Origin of the sequence: Umezawaea sp. NPDC059074, assembly GCF_042738955.1 — a bacterium.
Lineage (GTDB): Bacteria > Actinomycetota > Actinomycetes > Mycobacteriales > Pseudonocardiaceae > Umezawaea.
On record NZ_JBHYHC010000071.1, the window covers coordinates 1 to 19131 of the forward strand.

A 19131-nucleotide genomic window follows, 5' to 3' on the forward strand; every position below is an offset into this window, starting at 1 on the left:
CGGTGGTCGCCTCCGACTCGCCGACGGAGATCCAGTCGTCGAAGTCGGACACCAGGTTGCGGGCGATGGACGGGCCGCCCAGCGCCAGCGCGATCCCCCGCAGCAGCGTGGTCTTGCCGGACCCGTTGCGGCCCGCGAGGACCGTCCACCCGGCGTGGGTGCCGTCCGGGCGCCGCAGGTCCAGATCGACGCTGCGCTCGCCGTGGAACCCCTTCACGTTGCGCAGCCGAACCTTGGACACGTACACGTTGCGTCCGACCCTTCGTTGCCCTGACCTGCCACTCCTACTGTAGCCACGATCATCCGCGCGGCCGGGTCACCAACGCCCTTCCGCGGGTCCCAGCAGCAGCGGCCTCAGGTCCGTCCACGCTCGCAGCCGGTCGGCGAGGGCGGTGGACTCGACGTGCGGCGCGTGGGCGGCGATCTCGTGGATCCGGTTGCGCAACGCCCGTGCCCGCCGGACCTCGTCGGCCTCGACCAGGTGCCGCCCGCCCAACGCCCGTGCCGCGGCGTGCTCGTCCTCCATCGCGTCCAGCCACCGCTCCACGGCGTCCGACACCGGCGGCACGTCGGCGATCCCGAGTTCCAGCCCCTCGGCCGACGTCCCGGCCAGCGCGAGCGCCGCCTCCGCCTCGGTGTCGACCCCTCGCTCGACGGCGAGCCGGTCGAGCCCCGTCCGCAGCCGCCACCGCCGAACCACCTCGGCGGGCTCGACGCCGTAGCGGTTGGACACGACCAGCCGCAGGTGACGCCACCAGTCCGTCCGCTCCTCCTCCGGCGCGGGCTCGTGCCGGTCCAACCACGGCGTCGGATCGTCGAGCGCCAGCAGGTGCCGGACCCGCGCGGCGACCGCCCGGTGCTCGGCGGCGTCCCACCGGGTGGACCGGCGGTCATCTCCGGTGCCCAGCATCTTCGCCACCCGCCCCGCGGGCCCGCGTTCCCCCGCCTCCTCCGGATCGACGAGGTACAGGACGCCCACCCCGGTCGAGGGCTCGCGGTACTCGGCGTACCCCGCGTTGCCCGCGCCCCACCGTGGGGCCTCCTCCGGGGTGAACCCGCGGGCACGCGCCGCGGCGAGCAGGTCGTCGACGTCGAGCACCGACCGGAACGACCCGTACCGGCCGACCAGCGGGTCGTCCGGCTCCACGCCGAGCCCCAACCGGTGCACCTGCGCGCCGAAGTAGGTCACCCGCCCCTCCCACCAGCCGAACTCGACCAGACCACCGTCCGTGATCCGCCCGGACGGGGCGTCGTACGTGGCGGCGGGCCCGTACACCCGCTCGACCTCGGCCGGGGAGCTGGTGTGGTCAAGGCCGAGCACGGTCCCGGTGGTCACCAGGTCGGCGAAGAAGTCCAGATCGTCCACGCGCGCATGGTGCCGGCAGGCGAACCGCCTGTCGCCGGAGTTCCGCGCGAGGGCCGAAGGGGCTGCGTGGACCGGTCACCGGCCCGCGAAGGTCGGGAGTTCGCCGTAGGACGCCTTGTGCGAGGCACGGCGAAGGGTGGCCAGCACGGCGGGCCCGAGAGCGAGGATGGCGGCTGTGTTGGTGATGGCTCGGCCGGTGTCCCAGCCCGCTGTGGAGGTGAGGAGGGTGAAGACCGCGAAGCGGTGCAGGTTGTCCCAGAGCGGCGCGCCGGGGACGTAGGAGATGTGGCCCGTGTGGTACGGGACCTCGGCGTTGGTGATGAACGGCCAGAACCACAGGTTCATCAGGAAGCCGAACAGGTACGCCACCACGATCCCGTAGCCGACCAGCATGGCGATCTCGGCCTTGCCGGTGACCCGGCGTGGCAGCAGGCCCGCGCCCATGCCGATCCACGCCGAGCACATCATCTGGAACGGCAGCCACGGGCCGACGCCCGCGGTCAGCAGCGCGGAGGCGAACAGGGACGTGCAGCCCAGCACGTAGCCGAAGCCGGGGCCGAAGACGCGGCCCGCCAGCACCAGCAGGAAGAACACGGTCTCGATGCCCGCCGTGCCCGCGCCGAGCGGGCGCAGGGCCGCGTTCACCGCGGACAGCACGCCGAGCATCGCCAGCGCCTTGGAGTCCATGCCGCCCTCGGACAGCTCCGCGAGCACCACGACGATCAGGACGGGCAGGATGCCGATGAACACGAACGGCGCGTCCGGCCCGTGCTGCATCGACTGCGGTTCGACCCGCACGAGCAGCGGCCAGACGAACATCATCAGCGACGCGACCGACGCGATCGTCAGCACGACCGCCGACCGCGCGCCCAACCGCACGGCGGGCTTCACCGCCGCACCGCCAGCACGTCGTCCACGGTGAGCCATGGTTCGCCGAGGATCTTCGCGATCTGCGTGGCGAACGCGGGCGACCCGCCCAGGACCTCGGCCGTGGGGCCGTCGGAGACGATCTCGCCCTCGGCCAGGACCATCACGCGGTGGGCGATCGTGGCGACGAACTCGACGTCGTGCGTGGCAACGACGACCGCCCGCCCCTCGGCCGTCAGGGTGGCGATCATCCTGGCCAGGGCCGCCTTGGCGCTGTAGTCGAGGCCACGGGTCGGCTCGTCGAGCAGCATGATCCGCGGCGCGGCCGACAACTGCACCGCGAGCACGAGTGCGAGGCGTTGCCCCTCGGACAGGTCACGCGGGTGCGCGGCGGGGTCGATGCCGGGGGCGAGCCGGTCGAGCAGGCCTCGACACCGGCCGGGTGGAGCGTCGGACTCGGCATCGGCCGCGGCGCACTCATCGGAGACGGTTTGCAGGTACAGCAGGTCGCTCGCGGTCTGCGGCACCATCCCGACGAGCTTGCGCGCCTCCGCGCTGCCCAGCTCCCGCGGATCGCTGCCGCCGACGCGGACCTCGCCGCCCTGCCGTGGACCGGATCCCTGCACCGCCCACAGCAGCGAGGACTTGCCGGAACCGTTGCGGCCCATCATCGCCAGCACCTCCCCCGCGCGCAGGTCGAGGTCGACGTCCCGCACGGCCACCTTCGGCCCGTACCGCACCACCACACCCGACGCGGACAGGACCGTCTCCCCCACGACCTCGGCCCGAATCGGCGGCGGGCCGAGCGTCACCGAGACCGCGCGGCGGCGGGCGTCGCGCACGGTCATCGGCAGCGGGTCCCAGCCCGCCCACCGTCCCAGGTGGACGATCGGCGGCGCGATCGGCATGTCCCGCAACACCTCCGGCGGCGTGCCGTCGACCACCGAACCGTCGCCCGACACGTGGACCATCCGGTCGGCGAACGGGATCACCCGCTCCATCCGGTGTTCCGCCATCAGCACGGTCGTGCCGAGGTCGTGCACCAGCCGGGCCAGCGTCGCCAGCACGTCCTCGGCCGCCGTCGGGTCCAGCGCGGACGTCGGCTCGTCCAGCACGAGCACCTTCGGGTGCGTGGTCAGCACGGCGCCGATCGCCACCCGCTGCTGCTGGCCGCCGGACAACGTCCGCAGCGCCCGCCGCCGGAGGTCCGCGATGCCCAACAGGTCCAGGGTCTCCTCCACCCGGCGGCGCATCACCTGCGCGGCGATCCCGAGCTGTTCCATGCCGTAGGCCAGTTCGTCCTCCACGGTGTCGGTCACGAACCCCGCCAACGGGTCCTGACCCACGACCCCCACGAGGTGCGCGAACTCGCGCGGCGGCCGGGACCTCGTCGAGACGCCGTCGACCGACACGTCGCCCTCCAGGTGGCCGCCGGTGAAGTGCGGGACGAGCCCGTTGACGGCGCCGAGCAGCGTGGACTTGCCCGCGCCGGTGTGCCCGGCGAACAGCACCAGTTCGCCTTCGCCGATGGACAGGGAGACGTCGCGCAGCACGGGGTCGGCCCTGCCGGGGTACCAGAAGCTCAGGTGGGCGATCTCGATCATGCGGTGGCCTGCTCCTGTTCGAGGCCGGCGTGCTGGGACTCCGGTGCGGGCGTCAGGAACGCCGGGAGCACCCCGAGCAGCACGCCGAGCAGCGGTGACCACGACAGCAGCGGCCAGGACAGCTGGATCAGCGAGGGGTTGAGGTTCGTCGGGTCCACGCCGGAGGTCACGAACAGCACGGTCGCCACGCCGATCCCGCTCGCGGCGACGACGACCTCGGGCAGCCGCCAGCGGTCGGGCCGGTAGCGGGTGCGGTGGACGCGGCGGCCCGCGAGCCGGAACCCGATGAGCGCCACCACCAGCCCTGCCGACAGCACGGGGCCCGCCAGGTAGCGCGGTGTCGAGCCGTCCAGGGTCGCGTAGACGCCCACGCACACGCCGATCAAGCCCACGACCATCACCGTGCCGGTGACGAGCCGCGCCCGCGCCTCGACGAGCCCGGCACGCCCGTAGCCGCGCGAGTCCATGGACGCGGCGAGCTGCAACGAACGGGACAGCGCGTCCTCCAGGACGGGGATCACGATGGCGTGCAACGCCTTCAGCCGCGTCCCGGACCCGCCGCGCAGCTTCCGGGCGCGCCGGACCCGCTGCACGCTCTCGGCGAGCTGCGGGAACACCGACAGCGCGACGATCACCGCCGTGCCCACCTCGTACAGCGCGGGCGGCATGGCCTTGAGCAGCCGCTTGGGATTCGCCAGCGCGTTGGCCGCGCCGAGGCAGATGATCATCGTGGCCAGCCGCAGCCCGTCGTAGAGCCCGCCCAGCAGCGACTCGGCGGACACGTCGCCGAACAGCCGGATCCCCGCCGCCCACTCCGGCAGCGGGATCTCCGGCAGCCGCAGGACGATCGTCGAGCCCTCCGCGCCGCCGAACACGAGCCGGAAGAACACCCTGATCAGCACGATCGTCGCGCCCAGCACCAGGTACATCCGGAACGCCAGCGCCCACGGGGCCTCGGTCCGCCGCGCCACGACGACGAAGCCCGCCACCGCGACGATCGTCAGCAGCAGCCACGGGTTCGTGGTGCGGGTCGCCGCGACCGCGAGGCCGAGCGCCCACACCCACCACGCGGCCGGGTGCAGGTCGCGCGGCAGGAAGTACGACGTCATCACGGTCGGCGGGCGCGCTTGCGGGCGACCAGGAACCCGGCGACGCACAGCGCCAGCACGGCCGCCCCGGCCGCCCACGGCGCGAGGTCGCTCGCCCCGGCCTGGCGCTTGATCACCTCGGTGACGTCCTCGGCGGCCTCACCTCCGGTGAAGGCCACGTTGCCGGACGGGTCCTTGGCCTTCGGCCGTTCCGCCGCGCTCGGCCGGGGTTTCGGCGGTGGGAGGGCACCCGACGGGGCACCTGCGCTGGTCGTCGGTTCGGCGACCGGCGTTCCGGGGTCGCCGAGCACGACCGTGGTGTCGCTCGCGGGAGCTTGGGGCCGTTGCTGCTCGTTCGGGTCGTCGGTCGACGGCTTGGGCTCCTCACGGCCGTCGCACGCCTGGTTCTCGGTGCCCGGCCGCACGGCGGCGATCCGCGGCACCGGGTTGGTGTCGGCGGTGGCGTTCAACGAGAACGACCAGCCCTCGAACCCGCCGGGGATGAAGTCGCGGTTCTTCACGCCCCACTGGCTGTAGTCCCACGCGCAGTTGTTGCCCGCGTGCCAGTACGACCAGTACGCGGCGGCCGGAGGCGTGTCGACGCACGTCTCGCGGTACTGGTCCCGGCCCGTGACCGGGACGACCTCGGCCGCGGACGGCCGGTTCTCGACGCGGCAGACGAACGCCTCGCCCCACCGCTGCACCCCGGCGATCTGGAAGCCCGCGCCCTTGAGCGCGTCCAGCCCGGTGCCCCGCGTGGTCCGCGGGTCGCACCGCACGATGGTGGTCCCGCCGAGCTGCTGGAAGTCGACGACGACCGTGACCCCGACGGCGTCCTTGCAGAAGCCCGGATACCCCTTGGTCTGGTCGATCGCCCGCGCGGGCGGCGCGGCCATCAGGAAGACCGCCGCCACCAGGGCGACGACCCTCCTCATTGGACGGTCAGCGTCGCGCTGGAGTACACCGTCACCCCGTTGCCCGTCGCCGCGATCGTGTAGACGTACGTGCCCGTGGCGGTCGGCGTGATGGTCAGCGTGCCGCCGGGCACCGTGCGCGACCCGGACCAGGCGCCGCCACCGCTCGCCGGGGTCACCGAGTTCGCGGTGATGCCGGTGGCGTTGGTCGACGTCCAGGTCAGCGACGTGGACTGGCCGAGGGTGATCTTGCGGTCCAGGTCGTTGACGGACAGGCCGATCGTGGGGTTGTTGGCGTTCACGGCCGGGTTGGTCGGCGTCACGCCCGGCACCGGGTTGGTGGTCGACGTCTTGTTCAGCGAGAACGACCAGCCCTCGAACCCGCCGGGGACCACGTTGCGGTTCGACGCGCCGAAGCTGCTGTACGTCCAGGTGGAGCCGGAGCCGTTGGCGTGCCAGTAACCCCAGTACGCGCCCGCGGGCGGGGTGTTGACGCACGCCTCCTTGTAGGTCGGGCTGCCGGTCAGCGGGAGGGTCTCGGTGGCCGACGGACGGCCTTCCAGGCGGCAGAGGAACCCGAGGCCCCACCGCACGGTGCCCGCGACGACGATCCCCGCGTCCTGCAACGCCTTCACGCCCGTGCGGTCCGTGCCGGGGTTGGCGTTGGGCGAGCAGCGGGTGAGGGTGGGCGCGGCGGTGCCGCCGTTGCCGTCCAGCTCCTGGAAGTCGATCACGACGGTGACACCGGTCAGCGCGTCGGCCCCGGTGCAGACGCCGTTGTACCCCTTGGTGGGGTCGTAGGCCTGCGCGGGCGCGGGAACGGCGATCGACAGTCCGATCAGGACGGACACGGCGGCGACGAGCTTTCTCACGGTGCGACCCCCTTGGTCTTGATCACGCGGCGGAGAACGAGGACGAGCAGGAAGGCGATGGCGAGCAGCGCCGCTCCGAACCCGGAGAGCGCCCAGACCAGCCACGGCGGCGTCGGGAACGCCGCCGCCACGGGCTGGGGGTCGGCCGTCTTGACGTCGGCGAGCGGCAGTCGAACGGCGGGCGACAGCGGGGACGACGCCGCGCTGAGCCACGACCGGCCCGCGACGCCCTGGGCGGCGGCGAGGCTCGTGGCGAAGTCGGTCCGGCCGTCGCTCGCGGCGGCCGATCCCCGCGCGAGGCCGCCGTCCGCGAGCACCAGCTCCCCCAACGTCCGCGCGGTGTCGCTGGCGTCCAGCCCGGCCACCTGCCGGGCGGCGGCGACCGCGGCGGCCACCGGGACGTCGAACTCGCCGGACGCCGGCCTCGTGCTGAGCGCGGTCACTGCCGAGAGGAAACCCTTGAGCCGCTGGGGAGACCAGTCCACCGGAGCGGTGCTCTCGGTGTGCGGCCTCGCGTTCAGCGCCGTCACGGCGGCGGCCGTCGCCGCGAGGTCGCCGGACGCGCACTTCCCGTCGCCGAGGTGCTCGGGGAACGTGCCGTCGGCGCACTGGGCCGCCAGCAGCACGTCCACGGCGACGCCGGGATCGCCCGCGGTGGCGAGCAGCGCCCACGCGTGCCGTGCGGTCGTGTCGTCCGCGTCGGCGAACGCGCCCCGGTCGGTGAACCTGCCGTCCTCGCCGCGCAACGCCACCAGGTCGCCGCGCAACCGGGCCGCGAGGTCGTCCGCCCGCGCGAACTGCGCGACGACCACGAGCTTGGCCAGCGGTTCGGCGTAGGCGGCGGACCCCTGCTCGTAGGGCGCTCCGTGGGCGTAGGCCTGGACCGCGTCCGGGCCGAGGAGGAAGTCCGTGGCCCGCGCGACCGTCTCGGGCTGCTCGCCCAAGGCGCGCAACGCGAGCACCAGGTCGGCCGTGGCGTCGTAGTCCACGTACGTCTTGCCGTCCTCGGTGACCTCGACGTGGTCGCCGTTCACCACCCGGTTCGCCAGGTACGCGCCGAGCCTCGCGCCGGGTGTCGTGGTGCTCGGGCGGACCGTGGACGACGTCGGCTGGACCACCTGCGCCTTGGCGCCCGCGATGGTCCGGGGCGCGGGGACGACGGTCACCGTCCTCGTGGCGGTCGTGGCTTCCGCGGAAGTCGTGGTGGTCGACGAACCGGTCGTGGTCGTCGTGGTGCCGGTGGTGGACGGCTCCTCGGGCATCTCGCCCCTGGCGAGCGCGTACCACCCGACCTGGGACAGGCCGAGCGACGCTTGGGCGCTCGCGCGGAGCCACGTGTCGAGCCCGCTGATGCCGGTGGCGCGCGCGGCCGTGTACGCGCCGGGGTTGTAGGCGATCGCGCCGAGTTCGCCCGCGAGGGAGGTGCCCCCGTCGGCCTCGGCGGTGGCCTGCGCGGACTTGAGGTAGCCGACGCCGCGGTCGACCGCGCTGTCGGAGCCGCCCGCGTCGGCGAGCGCCTGCACGATCAGGCCGGTGCTGTTGGTGTTCGCCGCCTCGGTGCCGACGCCGCCGCCCCAACCACCGCTCGCGGTCTGGTGCGCGGTGAGCCACGAGACCGTCCGGCCGATCGGCTCGTCGAGCCCTTCGGCCCCGGCGCGTTTCGCGGCCAGCATCGCCGACAGCGCGAGGCCGGTCGTATCGCCGTCCGGCGAGGACAGGTCGAAGGGTTTGCCCTCGTCGCACGTCGAGACCTTGTAGCCGTTCGGGGTGACGTGGTCGCCGGTCTCGGTCGTCGGGATGTACCCGAAGAAGATCCGGAAGTACCCCTCGGAGCACTGCTGCGTGAGCATCGTGTCGAGGGCGAGCCGGTCGTTCTCCCCCGCCGCGGCCAAGCCGATCACGCCGAGCGCCTGGCCGAACATGTTGGCGTTGTTGGTGACGAAGTCGGCGAAGTCGGGGTTCTTCGAGTAGTCGCTGATCCGGCCCTTGTCCGGGCCGGACCGCCGGATCGAGTCACGGGTCTCGGCGACCATGTCGTGGCCGTCGAACCTGTGCGGGTCGCGTCCGGCGATCTGCGCGGCGACCAGCACCTTCGCGGCCGCGCCACCGACGATGATGGCGTCGAACCCGGAGTCCGGGACCAGGGCGTCCCACGTGTAGTAGTCGGTCGCGTGGCCCTTGTCGTCCAGGTAGTCGACGACGGGCGCGGCGAGCGCCCCGTCGCCGGACGCGTGCAGCGCGAACAGCACGTCGAGCATCAGGCCGTAGTCCGGCAGCGAGCCCCCGTTGGGGTTCTCCAGCGTGCCGTCCGGCGCGAGCTTCGAGGCGAGCCACCGGGAGTTCGAGCGGGCCGCGGCGCGATCACCGGCGGCGACGGCCGTGCCCGCGACGAGGGCGGCGACCAGGCCAGCGGCGGTGGCGAACGCCAGTGCCGCCCCGATCCGGCGACGACGCATGCTCTCCTCCTTTGCGGCACGAGGAGGACAGGCGCGGAACGCCGAAGTCACCCCTGCTCATCGCGACAGCGGGTTGGACGGTTCAGCCACCCGCGCGGTAACCCGACTCGCCACAGGAACGTGGCCCACGGTTGCGCGACAGCGCCGGATTTCGACCGGCTTCCCCTGCACGGGTGGCGGTGTTCAGTTGTGGTGGCGGCCGAGGCTAACACCCGGTTTCCGCCGAACGGCACCGCCGACGGAGTCGGTTGCGGACATCACAACGCGGACGTGGTGCGGGTTCCCGAAGCACTCGCCCGACTCTTCCGGCCGGTGGGATGAGAGCCTGTGGTCCGTCCAACTCCATTCAGCGCGGAGCGGGGGAAGTCCGGTGAGAGCCCGGCGCTGACCCGCAACGGTGTGCCCCTCCGGGGGCGAGCCCGGTTACCCGCCCCGCGCGGTGATCCACCAACTCCTGTCGTGGAAGTGCGGGAAAGGTTCCTCATGAGACGTTTGGCGCTCGCTGTCGCCCTGCTGTGCGGTTTCGGCCTGGTGGCCGCCCCAACGGCGACCGCCACCACGACCAAGGCCGACGCCGCCTCCGGGTGGCTCGCCCGGCAACTGGTCGACGGTGAACGGTTCGAGGTCGAGTTCGGCGGGGTGAAGTACCCCGACCAGGGCTTGACGATCGACGCGATCTTCGCGTTCGCCGCCTCGCGGACGTCGAACACCAACGCGGGCAAGGCGATCACCTGGCTGGCGAGGCCGGAGGTCACCGCCGGGTACGTCGGCGGCGGCACCGAGGCCTACGCGGGAGCGCACGCCAAGCTGATGCTCGCCGCGCAGGTCCGCGGCAAGGACCCGGCGTCGTTCGGCGGCGTCGACCTCAAGGCGGGCCTGCTCTCCCTGCTCACGCCGTCCGGCCGGTTCTCCGACCGCTCCGACTTCGGCGACTACAGCAACGCCTTCACCCAGTCGCTCGCGCTGCTGGCCCTCGACCGCACGCCGTCGGGCGCGCCCGCGACCGCCGTGGCGTTCCTCGCGGGCACCCAGTGCCCCGACGGGGGTTTCCCGCTCACGTTCGGCGCGACCCCGTGCGCCAGTGACGTGGACTCGACCGCGATGGTCGTGCAGGCGTTGCGCGCCACCGGCGACACGGTGAACGCCGCCGAGGGCACGGGGTGGCTCGTCACCCAGCAGCACACCGACGGCGGCTTCGGCGTCGGCGCCGGCGCGTCGAACGCGAACAGCACCGGCCTCGCCGCCGAGGCGCTCGCCGGCCACCGCCCGGTGGCCGCGGTCAAGGCACGGCAGTTCCTCCGGTCGTTGCAGGTCGGCTGCGCGGGCGCCGTGGCGGACCGCGGCGCGATCGCCTACGACGCGACCGGGTTCGACCAGTCGACCGCGCCCCGCGCGACCGCGCAGGCCGTCCTCGGCCTGACGGGTGTCCCGCTGTCGTCGCTGAACGGCGGCGGCGTCGCCCAGGCCCCGGTCCTGACCTGCCCGTGAGCGAAGACCTTCCGGGTGGTTTCCACGGGAAACCACCCGGAAAGTCCTTTGTGGACATATGGATGGCAGGCACGACGGAGCCCTCGGAGCCGGACCGACCGCGCGTCGGGGATTTCCGTTAACTGACAACGCCCGACGGGTGATCGCCGGTGGCTAGCGTGAGGGGTTCTACTCCACGGAGGTGGCATGGACCACTCACCTGTCCGTCGTGGGCTTCGGCGCCCCGCACTGCTGATCACGACGCTGTTCTCGGTCGCCGCGCTCGTCGCGGGCACCTCCAGCGTGACCGCCGCTCCCCTCGACGACCCCCTGCACCACTGGCAGTTCGACCACTGGCCGCAGCAGCAGCCGTGGCAGGAGTCCCGCGATTCCGCCCGTGTGGCGGCGAAAGCCGGGTTCCCCGGTCCCGTTGACCCGCAGAACTGGGTCAACCCCGACCACATGACGTGGGAGGCGGACTACCGCAAGATCCCCGGCACGAACTGGGCCGACCCGTCGGTCAAGGGATCGGTGCGCAACTTCAAGGGCGCGCTGGTCCTGCTGGACTACCCGAACCAGCCGTTCGTCGTGACCCAGCCGAAGCAGTCGACCGTGTTCGGCAACCCCAGCGCGGAGGCCAGCGGCGTGCCGCGCGACCAGGTCGCCCGGTTCTACCAGGACTTCCTCAACAAGCCGAACACCCTCAACCGCGGCCACACCGTGAACGAGTACTGGATGGAGGACTCCGGCGGGCGCTACGGCGTCGACCTGACCGGGTTCGGCCCGTACACGATGCCGGGCAAGGACCACGAGTACGCGATGGAGTTCCAGGGCGGCACGGGCTGCCCGGCGGGCGACTCGTGCAACCGCAACATCCGCACCGATGGGAACGCCGCGTGGCTGGCGGACGTCGGCGCGGAGGTGCCCAAGGGCTTCGACTTCGTGTACTTCCTGTCGGCGGGCCAGGACGAGTCCGGGACGTGGCAGGAGTTCGGGATGATGAAGTTCCCGACCAAGGAGGACGTGACCGACGACTTCGGCCCGCCCGATCCCGCCCTGCCGAACTGGTCGCGCACCCGGTACGTGGACTGGACGTCGTGGGCCGCGGGGTCGAGCATCTGGCCCAACGCGGGCGGCGGGTCGTCCACGCAGGCCGAGAGTTCCGGCCAGGGCGTGTACGCGCACGAGTTGAGCCACCTGCTCGGCATCGGCGACAACTACAACAACCCGTACGGCACCCCACCTCGCCGCGACTACAACGGCATCTGGGACATGCTGTCGCGCGGCTCGTTCAACGGTCCGGGCGGCCCGCACTCGCGGTGGGTGATCCCGGCGACGGCGGGCGGGTCGATGGGCGCGCAGCACATGCTGCGCAACAAGATCAAGCTCGGCATCGTCGACGAGCGCAACGTGCTGCGCCTGTCGCGGGAGGCGCTGGCCGCCTCCGGGGTGATCGTCGCCAAGGTCACCGCCCGCACCGTCCAACCGGGCGCGACCGGGCTGTCGGGCGTGAACATCGCGCTGGGCACCGGTGACCTCGCACCGGCCTGCGACGTGCGGACCGATCCGTTCTGCGACGGCCGCGGCTACCAGAACTACACGGTCGAGGTCGTGGACCGGATGGGCGTGGACTCGTTCACGCCGGACGCGGGCGTGCTGCTGGCCAAGACGAAGAACGAGGACCAGGCCCCGTTCGCGTGGGTGGTGGACGCCAACCCGCAGGACATCGGCATGACCGACTACGTGCTGCCGGACGGGACCAGGGTGCCGATCACGGTCGGCGACTACCGGCAGCTCGCGGACGCCCTCTTCCACGCGGGCACGAACTCGGGCAGCGAGTACGAGTACGTCGACCAGGCCAACCGGCTGCACTTCTACGTGCTGGACGTGCAGCGCGACCGCCAGGGCGTCCTGTCCTACACGGTGGCCGTCAAGTCGCTGGACGGGGCGGGCCCGCAGCGGCGGGGCGTGCGGGTGCAGCCCGCGACCGGCCGGGTCGGCGCGGACGGCGTGGCCACGTGCAAGTTCCCGCTGGTCAACACCGGCCGCGACGCTCCACCGGCCGGGCAGCACCCGGAACCCGTCGGCCAGTACCTGGGCAACGACGTGTACCGGGTGTCGGCCAAGGCGCAGGCCGGGTGGTCCGTGTCGGTGCCCAACGCCCTGGCCACGGCGAAGTTCGGCAGTCAGGTGGAGGTGCCGGTGCACGCCAAGCGGGACGGCGGCGCGGCGGTGTCGACGGTGACCCTCACGGCCACCTCGGAGAGCGACCCGACCAAGACCGCGACCGCCTCCTGCACGGTGGTCGGGAAGTAGTCGCCGGGGAACGCGGGCGCTTGGTCGCGCCCGCGTTCCCTCAGCGGCAGAGGCGGTCGACGAGGATCTTCCACGTGTCCGCCAGGTGCTCCGGCACCGGAGACGGGCCGGAGCCCTCGGGCGCGCTGAGGTGCAGCACGATCGGGTATTCGAGCGCGGCGGTGAGCTGGAGCGCCAGGGTGCCGATCTCGGTGACGTCCGGGCAGGCCTCGCGCAGCAACACCTGAACGTGGAACTGCGACGGGCTGGGGCCGGACGGCACGGGCTGTCCCGGAGCGATGGCCGCCCTCGCGAGCGCGAGGTGCCGCACGAGGAACTCCACGCGCGCCCGGCCGTACTCGACCAGGCGGTCGACGGCGGGCGCGCCGGGACCCAGCGGGGGCGGTCCGCTCAGCACCCGCTGCTGGAACTCCTGCTCCTCGCGGTCGAACAGCGCGTGAAAGATGCCCGCGCGGGTGCCGAACCGGCGGAACACGGTGCCCTTGCCCAAACCCGCCCGTTCGGCGAGGCCGTCCATGGTCACCTTGTCGACGCCGAGCTCGTCCACCATCAGCCGGGCGACCTCGATCAGGTGCGCCCGGTTGCGCACCGCGTCGGACCGCTCTTCACGCGGACGGCCAAGGGAGATCGGTTCCACGCCGACAACCGTAACCGCGGGCCCCGGCCCGCACGACCGCGGCCGGGTCAGACCGCGGCGACCGCCTTCGCGCGCAGCGGGGCCAGCGCGGTGGTCCACGTGATCAGCTCGTCGAGCATCCTGGTGAGCGCGCCGGTCTGCACCTCGGAGGGCGCCAGGCGGCGGAACTCCTCGAAGTCGTAGTACATCGAGAGCGCGACGTTGGTCTTCACGTCCGCCAGCTTCAGCTCGCCCGCGACCAGCCGCAGGTGCTCGACGGCGCGCACGCCGCCGACCGCGCCGTAGGACACGAACCCGACGGCCTTGTCGTTCCACTCCGCGTACAGGTAGTCGATGGCGTTCTTCAGGACGCCCGACGTGGAGTGGTTGTACTCCGGCGTCACCATCACGAACCCGTCGAACGAGCCGATGACCGCCGCCCAGTCCTTCGTGTGGTCGTTCTGGTACTGCCCCATCACGGCCGACATCGGCTCGTCGAGGTGGGGCAGCGGGTAGTCGGCGAGGTCGACCAGCTCGAACGTGGCGTCCGTGCGCCGCGAGGCCTGCTCGTGCACCCAGTGCGCGACCTGCTCGCCGTTGCGCCCCGGACGGGTGCTGCCGATGATGATGCCGATGCGGGTCATCGTGATTCCCCTGCTCCTGTAGTGGTTCTGCCTCGTGCGCGTCCGTTGTGGACGGTGGGAGCCACGGAGCCGGTCCGGCCGCCGCGAGCACCACGACAGCTTAAACGGACCGTACCCCGTTTACCTTCCCGGCATGAGGGGGGTCACACTCTCAGCGGCGCACCTCCAGGTCGCGGCCACCGAGCGGGGCGAAGAAGGCCTCGACGGTCTCGTCGGCGACCTCCTCCAGCGCGGACGGGTTCCAGCGCGGATTGCGATCCTTGTCGACGACCTGGGCGCGGATGCCCTCGACCAGGTCCGGGGACCGCAGGCACGCCGTGGAGACCCGGTACTCCTGGACCAGCACGTCCTCCAACGACGGCAGGTCACGGGCCCGGCGCAACGCCCGCAGCGTCACCTTCACGGCGGTGGGCGACTTGCCCAGGATCCGCTCGGCGGCGTCCTTCGCCTCCGGCGAGCCGTGGTCGCGGAGCCGGTCGAGGATCTCCTCGACGGTGTCGGCGGCGTAGCACTCGTCGATCCACTCCCGCTCCCCCGCGATTTCCGCGGCGGGTACGGGCCCGGCGAAGGCGCGAACGGCGCCGTCGACCCCTTCGGCCAGCGCGTCGACGAAGGCGGCCAGGTGCTCGGTGGGCACGAAGTGGTCGGCGAGGCCGCACGCCACCGCGTCGCCCGCCCCGACCACGGCCGCGGTCAACGCCAGGTGCGTGCCCAACTCACCCGGCGCACGGGACAGCAGGTAGGTGCCGCCGACGTCCGGCACGAGGCCGATGCCGACCTCCGGCATGGCGAGCGCGGTGCGTTCGGTGACCACGCGGACATCGCCGTGGGCCGACACGCCGACACCGCCGCCCATGACGATGCCGTCCATGATCGCCACGTAGGGCTTGGGGTAGCGGGCGATGAAGGCGTTGAGGAGGTACTCGGCCCGCCAGAAGTCCGCTGACGCGGTGCCGCCCGCGCGGATGTCGGCGTGGATGCCGCGGATGTCGCCGCCCGCGCACAGGCCCCGCTCGCCCGCGCCGGTGAGGACGACGGCGTGCACCGAGTCGTCCACGGCCCACGCCGTCAGGGCGGCGTCGATCGCCGTGACCATGCCGTGGGTGAGGGCGTTGATCGCGCGGGGGCGGTTGAGGACGATGCGGCCGAGGCCGCCCTCTCGCCTCAGGAGGACGTCGTCGGGCTCCATCGGGCTGCTCCTGCCTCGGTTGTTCGGGTCACCGCATAGTAGGACGTCCGACTATCTGGTGGACCGAGACATCCGTCACCCGCCCGCGTACCGGGCGGCGAGCGCGGCGGCGCGGGCGTGCAGGGACGCGCGCAACGACCGCGGGGCAAGGGCTTCCGCTGCCGCGCCGAGCTGCCACAACGCCCACTCGGCGTGCCAGGCGTCCTGGAAGGTCACCTCCAGCCGCAGCCTGCCGTCGGCCTCGGCCTCCTCGGCGCGCACGGCCACCGCGGTCCTCAGCAGGTCCTCCCGCCGCGCCGGGGTCACCAGCACCAGCACGGTGAGGTGGCCGTCGGCCAGGAACCGCGCGCAGCGGTCGCGCCAGAGGCGGTCCAGGTCCACCCCGGCCGGTCGCGACGCCGGTTCGGGGAGTTCCTCTGCCGCCAGCACGCGCGTCAGGCGGTAGGTGCGGTCCGCTCCGGCCCGTGTGGCCAGCAGGTAGCCCCGGTCTCGCACGGTCACCAGGCCGAGAGGGTCCACGGTCCGCCACACCGGTTCATGACCGGCGGCCGCGTAGTGGATGCGGAGCCGGCGCCCGGCGAGCACCGCGCGCCGGACCTCGGTCATCACCGCGGCGGGCACGTCCTCGGTGGTCCGCCTGCGCGAGAGCAGGTCGGTCTCCGGCTCGACGAGGAACCGACCGGCCGCGTCGCTCGCGGTGGCCCGATGCCCCTCGGGCAGCGCGTCGACCACCTTGCGCAGGGCCGACGCGAGCGCCGAGCCGAGGCCGAACACCTGCTCGCCGCGCCCCGATCCCGAGGTCAGCAACGCCAGGGCCTCGTCGTGGTTCAGCCCGGTCAACTCGGTCCGGAAACCGGGCAGCAGCGCGAACCCGCCGTGCCGACCGCGTTCGGAGTGGACCGGGACGCCCGCCGCCGACAGAGCCTCGATGTCGCGCAGCACCGTCCGCGTCGACACCTCCAGCTCTCGGGCCAGCACGTCCGCGGTCAGCCTGCCGCGCTGGCGCAGCAACAACACCAGCGAGACCAACCGGTCGGCGCGCACCCGGAAAACCTAGCGGAATACCCGACAGAGGATGTCGTGATTCGCCGAGAAGATCGACTCACGCACGACAGGTGAAGCGAAATGGAGCTGATGTGGCAGTGCAACGCGAGGCCGTCAACCCGACGACGTGGTCGCTGGGGCTGGGGTTCAACCAGGGTGAGGTCGTGTCCGGGCACACCCGGACCCTCTACTGCTCCGGGCAGACCGCGATGAGCGACGACGGGAAACCCCTGCACGACGGCGACATGGCGGCGCAGGTGGCGCTGAGCCTGGACAACCTGGAGGCGGTGCTCCACGCGGCGGGCATGTCGCTGGCGAACCTCGTCCGGCTCACCGTCTACACGACCGACGTCGACCTGCTGTTCCCGCACTACGGCGTGCTGGCCGCCCGACTGGGGGCCGCAGGCGTGGCCCCGACCACCACGATGCTCGGCGTGACGCGGCTGGCCATCCCCGGCCAGCTCGTCGAACTGGAGGGAACCGCCGTCGCGTGACGTCGCCGCCCCTGCCGGTCACCCCGGCAGGGGCCCCTTGAGGGAGAGCAGGGCCGTGTCGACCGTGTCGTGCAACTGCTCCCGCGTCGCGCCGTCGGCGGCCATGACGGCGATCCCGTTCGTGACGGTCGAGACGTAGAGGGCGATCACCGCCGGGTCGCCCACCACCGAGGTGTCGCCTTCCAGCGCTGCCCTTTCGAGGCGTTGCCGCACCAGCCCCCGGTTGGCCTCGCGCCTCTTCGCCAGTTCGGCCCGCGCCGGTTGGGCGCGGTCGCCCGCCGTCAGTCCACCCTGGACCAGCAGGCAGCCCGGCGGCTTCGACGGCTCGGTGTAGAAGTCGGCGGCGCTGTGCGTCATCGCCGCCAGGGCCTCATACGCCGTGGCCGCGCCGAGCGAGCCGGTCATCGAGGCGGTGACGCGGTCGGAGTACACCTCCACCGCGCGCAGGAACAGGCCTTCCTTGCTGCCGAACGCCGCGTAGAGGGACGGGGGGTTGATCCCCATCGCGGAGGTCAGCTCGCCGAGGGCCGCGCCCTCGTAGCCCTTCTCGATGAAGAGTGCGAGCGCCGCCTCCACGGCGGAGTCGACGTCGAAACCCCTTGGTCGTCCGGTCCTCACCGCGCGCGCCCTCCCCCTGCTCGACTGGGCCCATCTTGACACCCCGCTCGAGCCGATCCTAATCTGTAGTCGCAACTACAGAAGTCGATCCCCTTGGAGCGTCAACGACATGACCTCGACCCTGACCACCCGCAGGTACGCGACCACCAACCCCGCCACCGGCGAGGTCGTCCGGACCTTCGACACCACCACCGACGCCGAGGCGGAAGCCCTACTCGCCCGCGCCCACGCCGCGTTCCCCGTGTGGCGGCAGGTCCCGATCGCCGAGCGGGCGCGGCTGTTCCGGCGGCTGGCCGACCTGATCGAGGCGAACCGCGACGAACTGGGCAGGCTCGTCACGCTGGAGATGGGCAAGCCGCTCGCCCAGTCCCTCGGCGAGATCGCCATGCCGACCGGCATCCTGCGCTACTACGCCGACCACGGCGAGGAACTGCTGGCCGACGAGGTCCTCGACGTGCCCGGCCTGAGCCGGACGATCGTCCGCCGCGAGCCGATGGGCGTGACGCTCGGCGTCGAACCGTGGAACGGCCCGATGTACCAGATGATGCGGGCCACCGCGCCGAACCTGATGCTGGGCAACACGGTCCTGCTCAAGCCCGCCGAGATCTCGGCGGGGTCGACGCTGTTCTTCGACCACCTGTTCACCGAGGCGGGGTTCCCGGAGCACGTCTACCAGACCGCGCTCGTCTCGATCGACCAGGTCTCGACCTACATCGCCGACGACCGGCTCCGCGCCGTGACGCTGACCGGCTCCGACCGGGCGGGCTCGTCGGTCGGCGAGCAGGCGGGCCGCCACGTCAAGCCCGCCGTGCTGGAACTCGGCGGCTCGGACGCGTTCATCGTGCTCGACTCCGCCGACGTGCCCACCGCCGCGGCGGTCGCGGTCGCCTGCCGCCTGTTCCTCGTCGGCCAGATGTGCATCTCCCCCAAGCGGATCATGGTGACCGACGGGGTCGCCGACGAGTTCATCGCGCGGTTCGTCGACGGCTTCGCCGACCGGGTCGTGCTCGGCGACCCGTTCGACCCGACCACCACCGTCGGCCCGGTCAGCAGCGAGGCCGCCGCCGACCTGCTGCACGCCCAGTACCAGGACGCCGTCGACAAGGGCGCGACCGTCCTCGTCCCCGGCGGCCGCGTCGACCGCCCCGGCGCGTTCTTCCAGCCCGCCGTGCTCGCCGACATCACGCCCGACATGCGCCTCTACTCCGAGGAGGCGTTCGGCCCGCTGGCGATGATCTACCGCGTCGCCGACGCCGACGCGGCCGTCGAGCTGACCAACAGCTCGCCCTACGGCTTGGGCGGCAGCGTGTTCGGCGAACAGGCCGAGGCGCTGCGGGTCGCGGAACGCCTCGACACCGGCAACGTCGGCGTCAACACCTACCTCCGGGCCCCGATCGAGATCCCCTTCGGCGGCACCAAGCACTCCGGCATCGGCCGCGAACTGGGCCGATCGGGAATGGACCAGTTCGCCAACATCAAGACCTACGGCATCGCCTGATGCCCTGCGGGTATCACCGAGCACCGAACAGGTCTTGGACGCGACGCCCGCGCGCGGCTCATCGTGGAGGAGCACACC

General features: G+C 72.4%; 17 protein-coding genes and 2 riboswitches. Of the genes, 4 read left to right on the forward strand and 13 right to left on the reverse strand.

Annotated elements, in window-relative coordinates; translation table 11 throughout:
• The 8 genes from ACFWW9_RS28040 to ACFWW9_RS28075 form a co-directional block, all read right to left on the reverse strand.
• A partial coding sequence (locus ACFWW9_RS28040; protein WP_390384000.1) for an AAA family ATPase occupies nt 1-241 on the reverse strand: 241 nt, incomplete at its 3' end.
• A gap of 75 nt (nt 242-316) precedes the next feature.
• Nucleotides 317-1366 (reverse strand): hypothetical protein, encoded by a 1050-nt coding sequence (locus tag ACFWW9_RS28045; protein WP_390384002.1) that lies wholly within the window; start codon nt 1364-1366, stop codon nt 317-319.
• A gap of 75 nt (nt 1367-1441) precedes the next feature.
• On the reverse strand, nt 1442-2257 hold the full coding sequence (locus ACFWW9_RS28050) for an ECF transporter S component (protein ID WP_390384004.1): 816 nt from the start codon (nt 2255-2257) through the stop codon (nt 1442-1444).
• The gene (locus ACFWW9_RS28055; protein ID WP_390384006.1) at nt 2254-3837 is read right to left on the reverse strand and encodes an ABC transporter ATP-binding protein; all 1584 of its coding nucleotides are present in this window, start codon (nt 3835-3837) and stop codon (nt 2254-2256) included. The genes ACFWW9_RS28050 and ACFWW9_RS28055 overlap by 4 nt, the downstream gene beginning before the upstream one ends.
• Entirely contained in the window at nt 3834-4946 is a 1113-nt protein-coding gene (locus tag ACFWW9_RS28060) for an energy-coupling factor transporter transmembrane component T (protein ID WP_390384008.1), read from the reverse strand. Before ACFWW9_RS28060 ends, ACFWW9_RS28055 begins: the two co-directional genes overlap by 4 nt.
• Nucleotides 4946-5860, reverse strand: coding sequence for an ABC transporter substrate-binding protein (locus ACFWW9_RS28065; RefSeq protein ID WP_390384009.1), 915 nt, complete (start codon nt 5858-5860; stop codon nt 4946-4948). The genes ACFWW9_RS28060 and ACFWW9_RS28065 overlap by 1 nt, the downstream gene beginning before the upstream one ends.
• Nucleotides 5857-6711 (reverse strand): ABC transporter substrate-binding protein, encoded by an 855-nt coding sequence (locus ACFWW9_RS28070; RefSeq protein ID WP_390384011.1) that lies wholly within the window; start codon nt 6709-6711, stop codon nt 5857-5859. The genes ACFWW9_RS28065 and ACFWW9_RS28070 overlap by 4 nt, the downstream gene beginning before the upstream one ends.
• On the reverse strand, nt 6708-9167 hold the full coding sequence (locus ACFWW9_RS28075; protein ID WP_390384013.1) for a hypothetical protein: 2460 nt from the start codon (nt 9165-9167) through the stop codon (nt 6708-6710). The genes ACFWW9_RS28070 and ACFWW9_RS28075 overlap by 4 nt, the downstream gene beginning before the upstream one ends.
• Before the next feature lie 96 nt (nt 9168-9263).
• Nucleotides 9264-9332, reverse strand: a riboswitch (cobalamin riboswitch).
• A 146-nt stretch (nt 9333-9478) separates the two neighbouring features.
• Nucleotides 9479-9617, forward strand: a riboswitch (cobalamin riboswitch).
• Between the two features lie 33 nt (nt 9618-9650).
• Between ACFWW9_RS28075 and ACFWW9_RS28080 the strand changes: the two genes are divergently transcribed.
• Both ACFWW9_RS28080 and ACFWW9_RS28085 read left to right on the forward strand, forming a co-directional pair.
• Nucleotides 9651-10655 (forward strand): prenyltransferase/squalene oxidase repeat-containing protein, encoded by a 1005-nt coding sequence (locus ACFWW9_RS28080; protein ID WP_390384015.1) that lies wholly within the window; start codon nt 9651-9653, stop codon nt 10653-10655.
• A 186-nt stretch (nt 10656-10841) separates the two neighbouring features.
• Nucleotides 10842-12950 carry a M6 family metalloprotease domain-containing protein gene (locus tag ACFWW9_RS28085; protein ID WP_390384017.1) on the forward strand — a complete coding sequence of 703 codons (2109 nt, stop codon included), beginning with the start codon at nt 10842-10844 and terminating at the stop codon, nt 12948-12950.
• Between the two features lie 40 nt (nt 12951-12990).
• Here ACFWW9_RS28085 and ACFWW9_RS28090 read toward each other — a convergent pair whose 3' ends face one another.
• From ACFWW9_RS28090 to ACFWW9_RS28105, 4 genes are all read right to left on the reverse strand, one after another.
• Entirely contained in the window at nt 12991-13587 is a 597-nt protein-coding gene (locus tag ACFWW9_RS28090; RefSeq protein WP_390384019.1) for a TetR/AcrR family transcriptional regulator, read from the reverse strand.
• A 47-nt stretch (nt 13588-13634) separates the two neighbouring features.
• Nucleotides 13635-14210, reverse strand: a complete 576-nt coding sequence (locus ACFWW9_RS28095) for an NADPH-dependent FMN reductase (protein ID WP_390384021.1) — start codon at nt 14208-14210, stop codon at nt 13635-13637.
• Between the two features lie 151 nt (nt 14211-14361).
• A complete protein-coding gene (locus ACFWW9_RS28100; protein ID WP_390384022.1) occupies nt 14362-15399 on the reverse strand; it encodes an enoyl-CoA hydratase/isomerase family protein in 1038 nt (345 codons plus the stop codon).
• Between the two features lie 75 nt (nt 15400-15474).
• Nucleotides 15475-16443, reverse strand: a complete 969-nt coding sequence (locus ACFWW9_RS28105; RefSeq protein WP_390384024.1) for a helix-turn-helix transcriptional regulator — start codon at nt 16441-16443, stop codon at nt 15475-15477.
• A 98-nt stretch (nt 16444-16541) separates the two neighbouring features.
• Here ACFWW9_RS28105 and ACFWW9_RS28110 point away from each other — a divergent pair, with 98 nt between their 5' ends.
• A complete protein-coding gene (locus tag ACFWW9_RS28110) occupies nt 16542-16937 on the forward strand; it encodes a RidA family protein (RefSeq protein WP_390384080.1) in 396 nt (131 codons plus the stop codon).
• 18 nt (nt 16938-16955) lie between these two features.
• On the opposite strand, the gene ACFWW9_RS28115 is transcribed toward ACFWW9_RS28110, so the two are convergent.
• Nucleotides 16956-17555, reverse strand: coding sequence for a TetR/AcrR family transcriptional regulator (locus tag ACFWW9_RS28115; protein ID WP_390384026.1), 600 nt, complete (start codon nt 17553-17555; stop codon nt 16956-16958).
• A gap of 109 nt (nt 17556-17664) precedes the next feature.
• Here ACFWW9_RS28115 and ACFWW9_RS28120 point away from each other — a divergent pair, with 109 nt between their 5' ends.
• Entirely contained in the window at nt 17665-19053 is a 1389-nt protein-coding gene (locus ACFWW9_RS28120; protein ID WP_390384028.1) for an aldehyde dehydrogenase family protein, read from the forward strand.
• Nucleotides 19054-19131: the final 78 nt, after the last annotated feature.

What these genes read in the sequence shown, in the direction of transcription:
- ACFWW9_RS28055 (WP_390384006.1), bottom strand. Translation starts at nt 3,837, where the DNA reads ATGATCGAGATCGCCCACCTGAGCTTCTGGTACCCCGGCAGGGCCGAC.
- ACFWW9_RS28060 (WP_390384008.1), bottom strand. Translation starts at nt 4,946, where the DNA reads ATGACGTCGTACTTCCTGCCGCGCGACCTGCACCCGGCCGCGTGGTGG.
- ACFWW9_RS28065 (WP_390384009.1), bottom strand. Translation starts at nt 5,860, where the DNA reads ATGAGGAGGGTCGTCGCCCTGGTGGCGGCGGTCTTCCTGATGGCCGCG.
- ACFWW9_RS28075 (WP_390384013.1), bottom strand. Translation starts at nt 9,167, where the DNA reads ATGCGTCGTCGCCGGATCGGGGCGGCACTGGCGTTCGCCACCGCCGCT.
- ACFWW9_RS28080 (WP_390384015.1), top strand. Translation starts at nt 9,651, where the DNA reads ATGAGACGTTTGGCGCTCGCTGTCGCCCTGCTGTGCGGTTTCGGCCTG.
- ACFWW9_RS28085 (WP_390384017.1), top strand. Translation starts at nt 10,842, where the DNA reads ATGGACCACTCACCTGTCCGTCGTGGGCTTCGGCGCCCCGCACTGCTG.
- ACFWW9_RS28095 (WP_390384021.1), bottom strand. Translation starts at nt 14,210, where the DNA reads ATGACCCGCATCGGCATCATCATCGGCAGCACCCGTCCGGGGCGCAAC.
- ACFWW9_RS28100 (WP_390384022.1), bottom strand. Translation starts at nt 15,399, where the DNA reads ATGGAGCCCGACGACGTCCTCCTGAGGCGAGAGGGCGGCCTCGGCCGC.
- ACFWW9_RS28120 (WP_390384028.1), top strand. Translation starts at nt 17,665, where the DNA reads ATGACCTCGACCCTGACCACCCGCAGGTACGCGACCACCAACCCCGCC.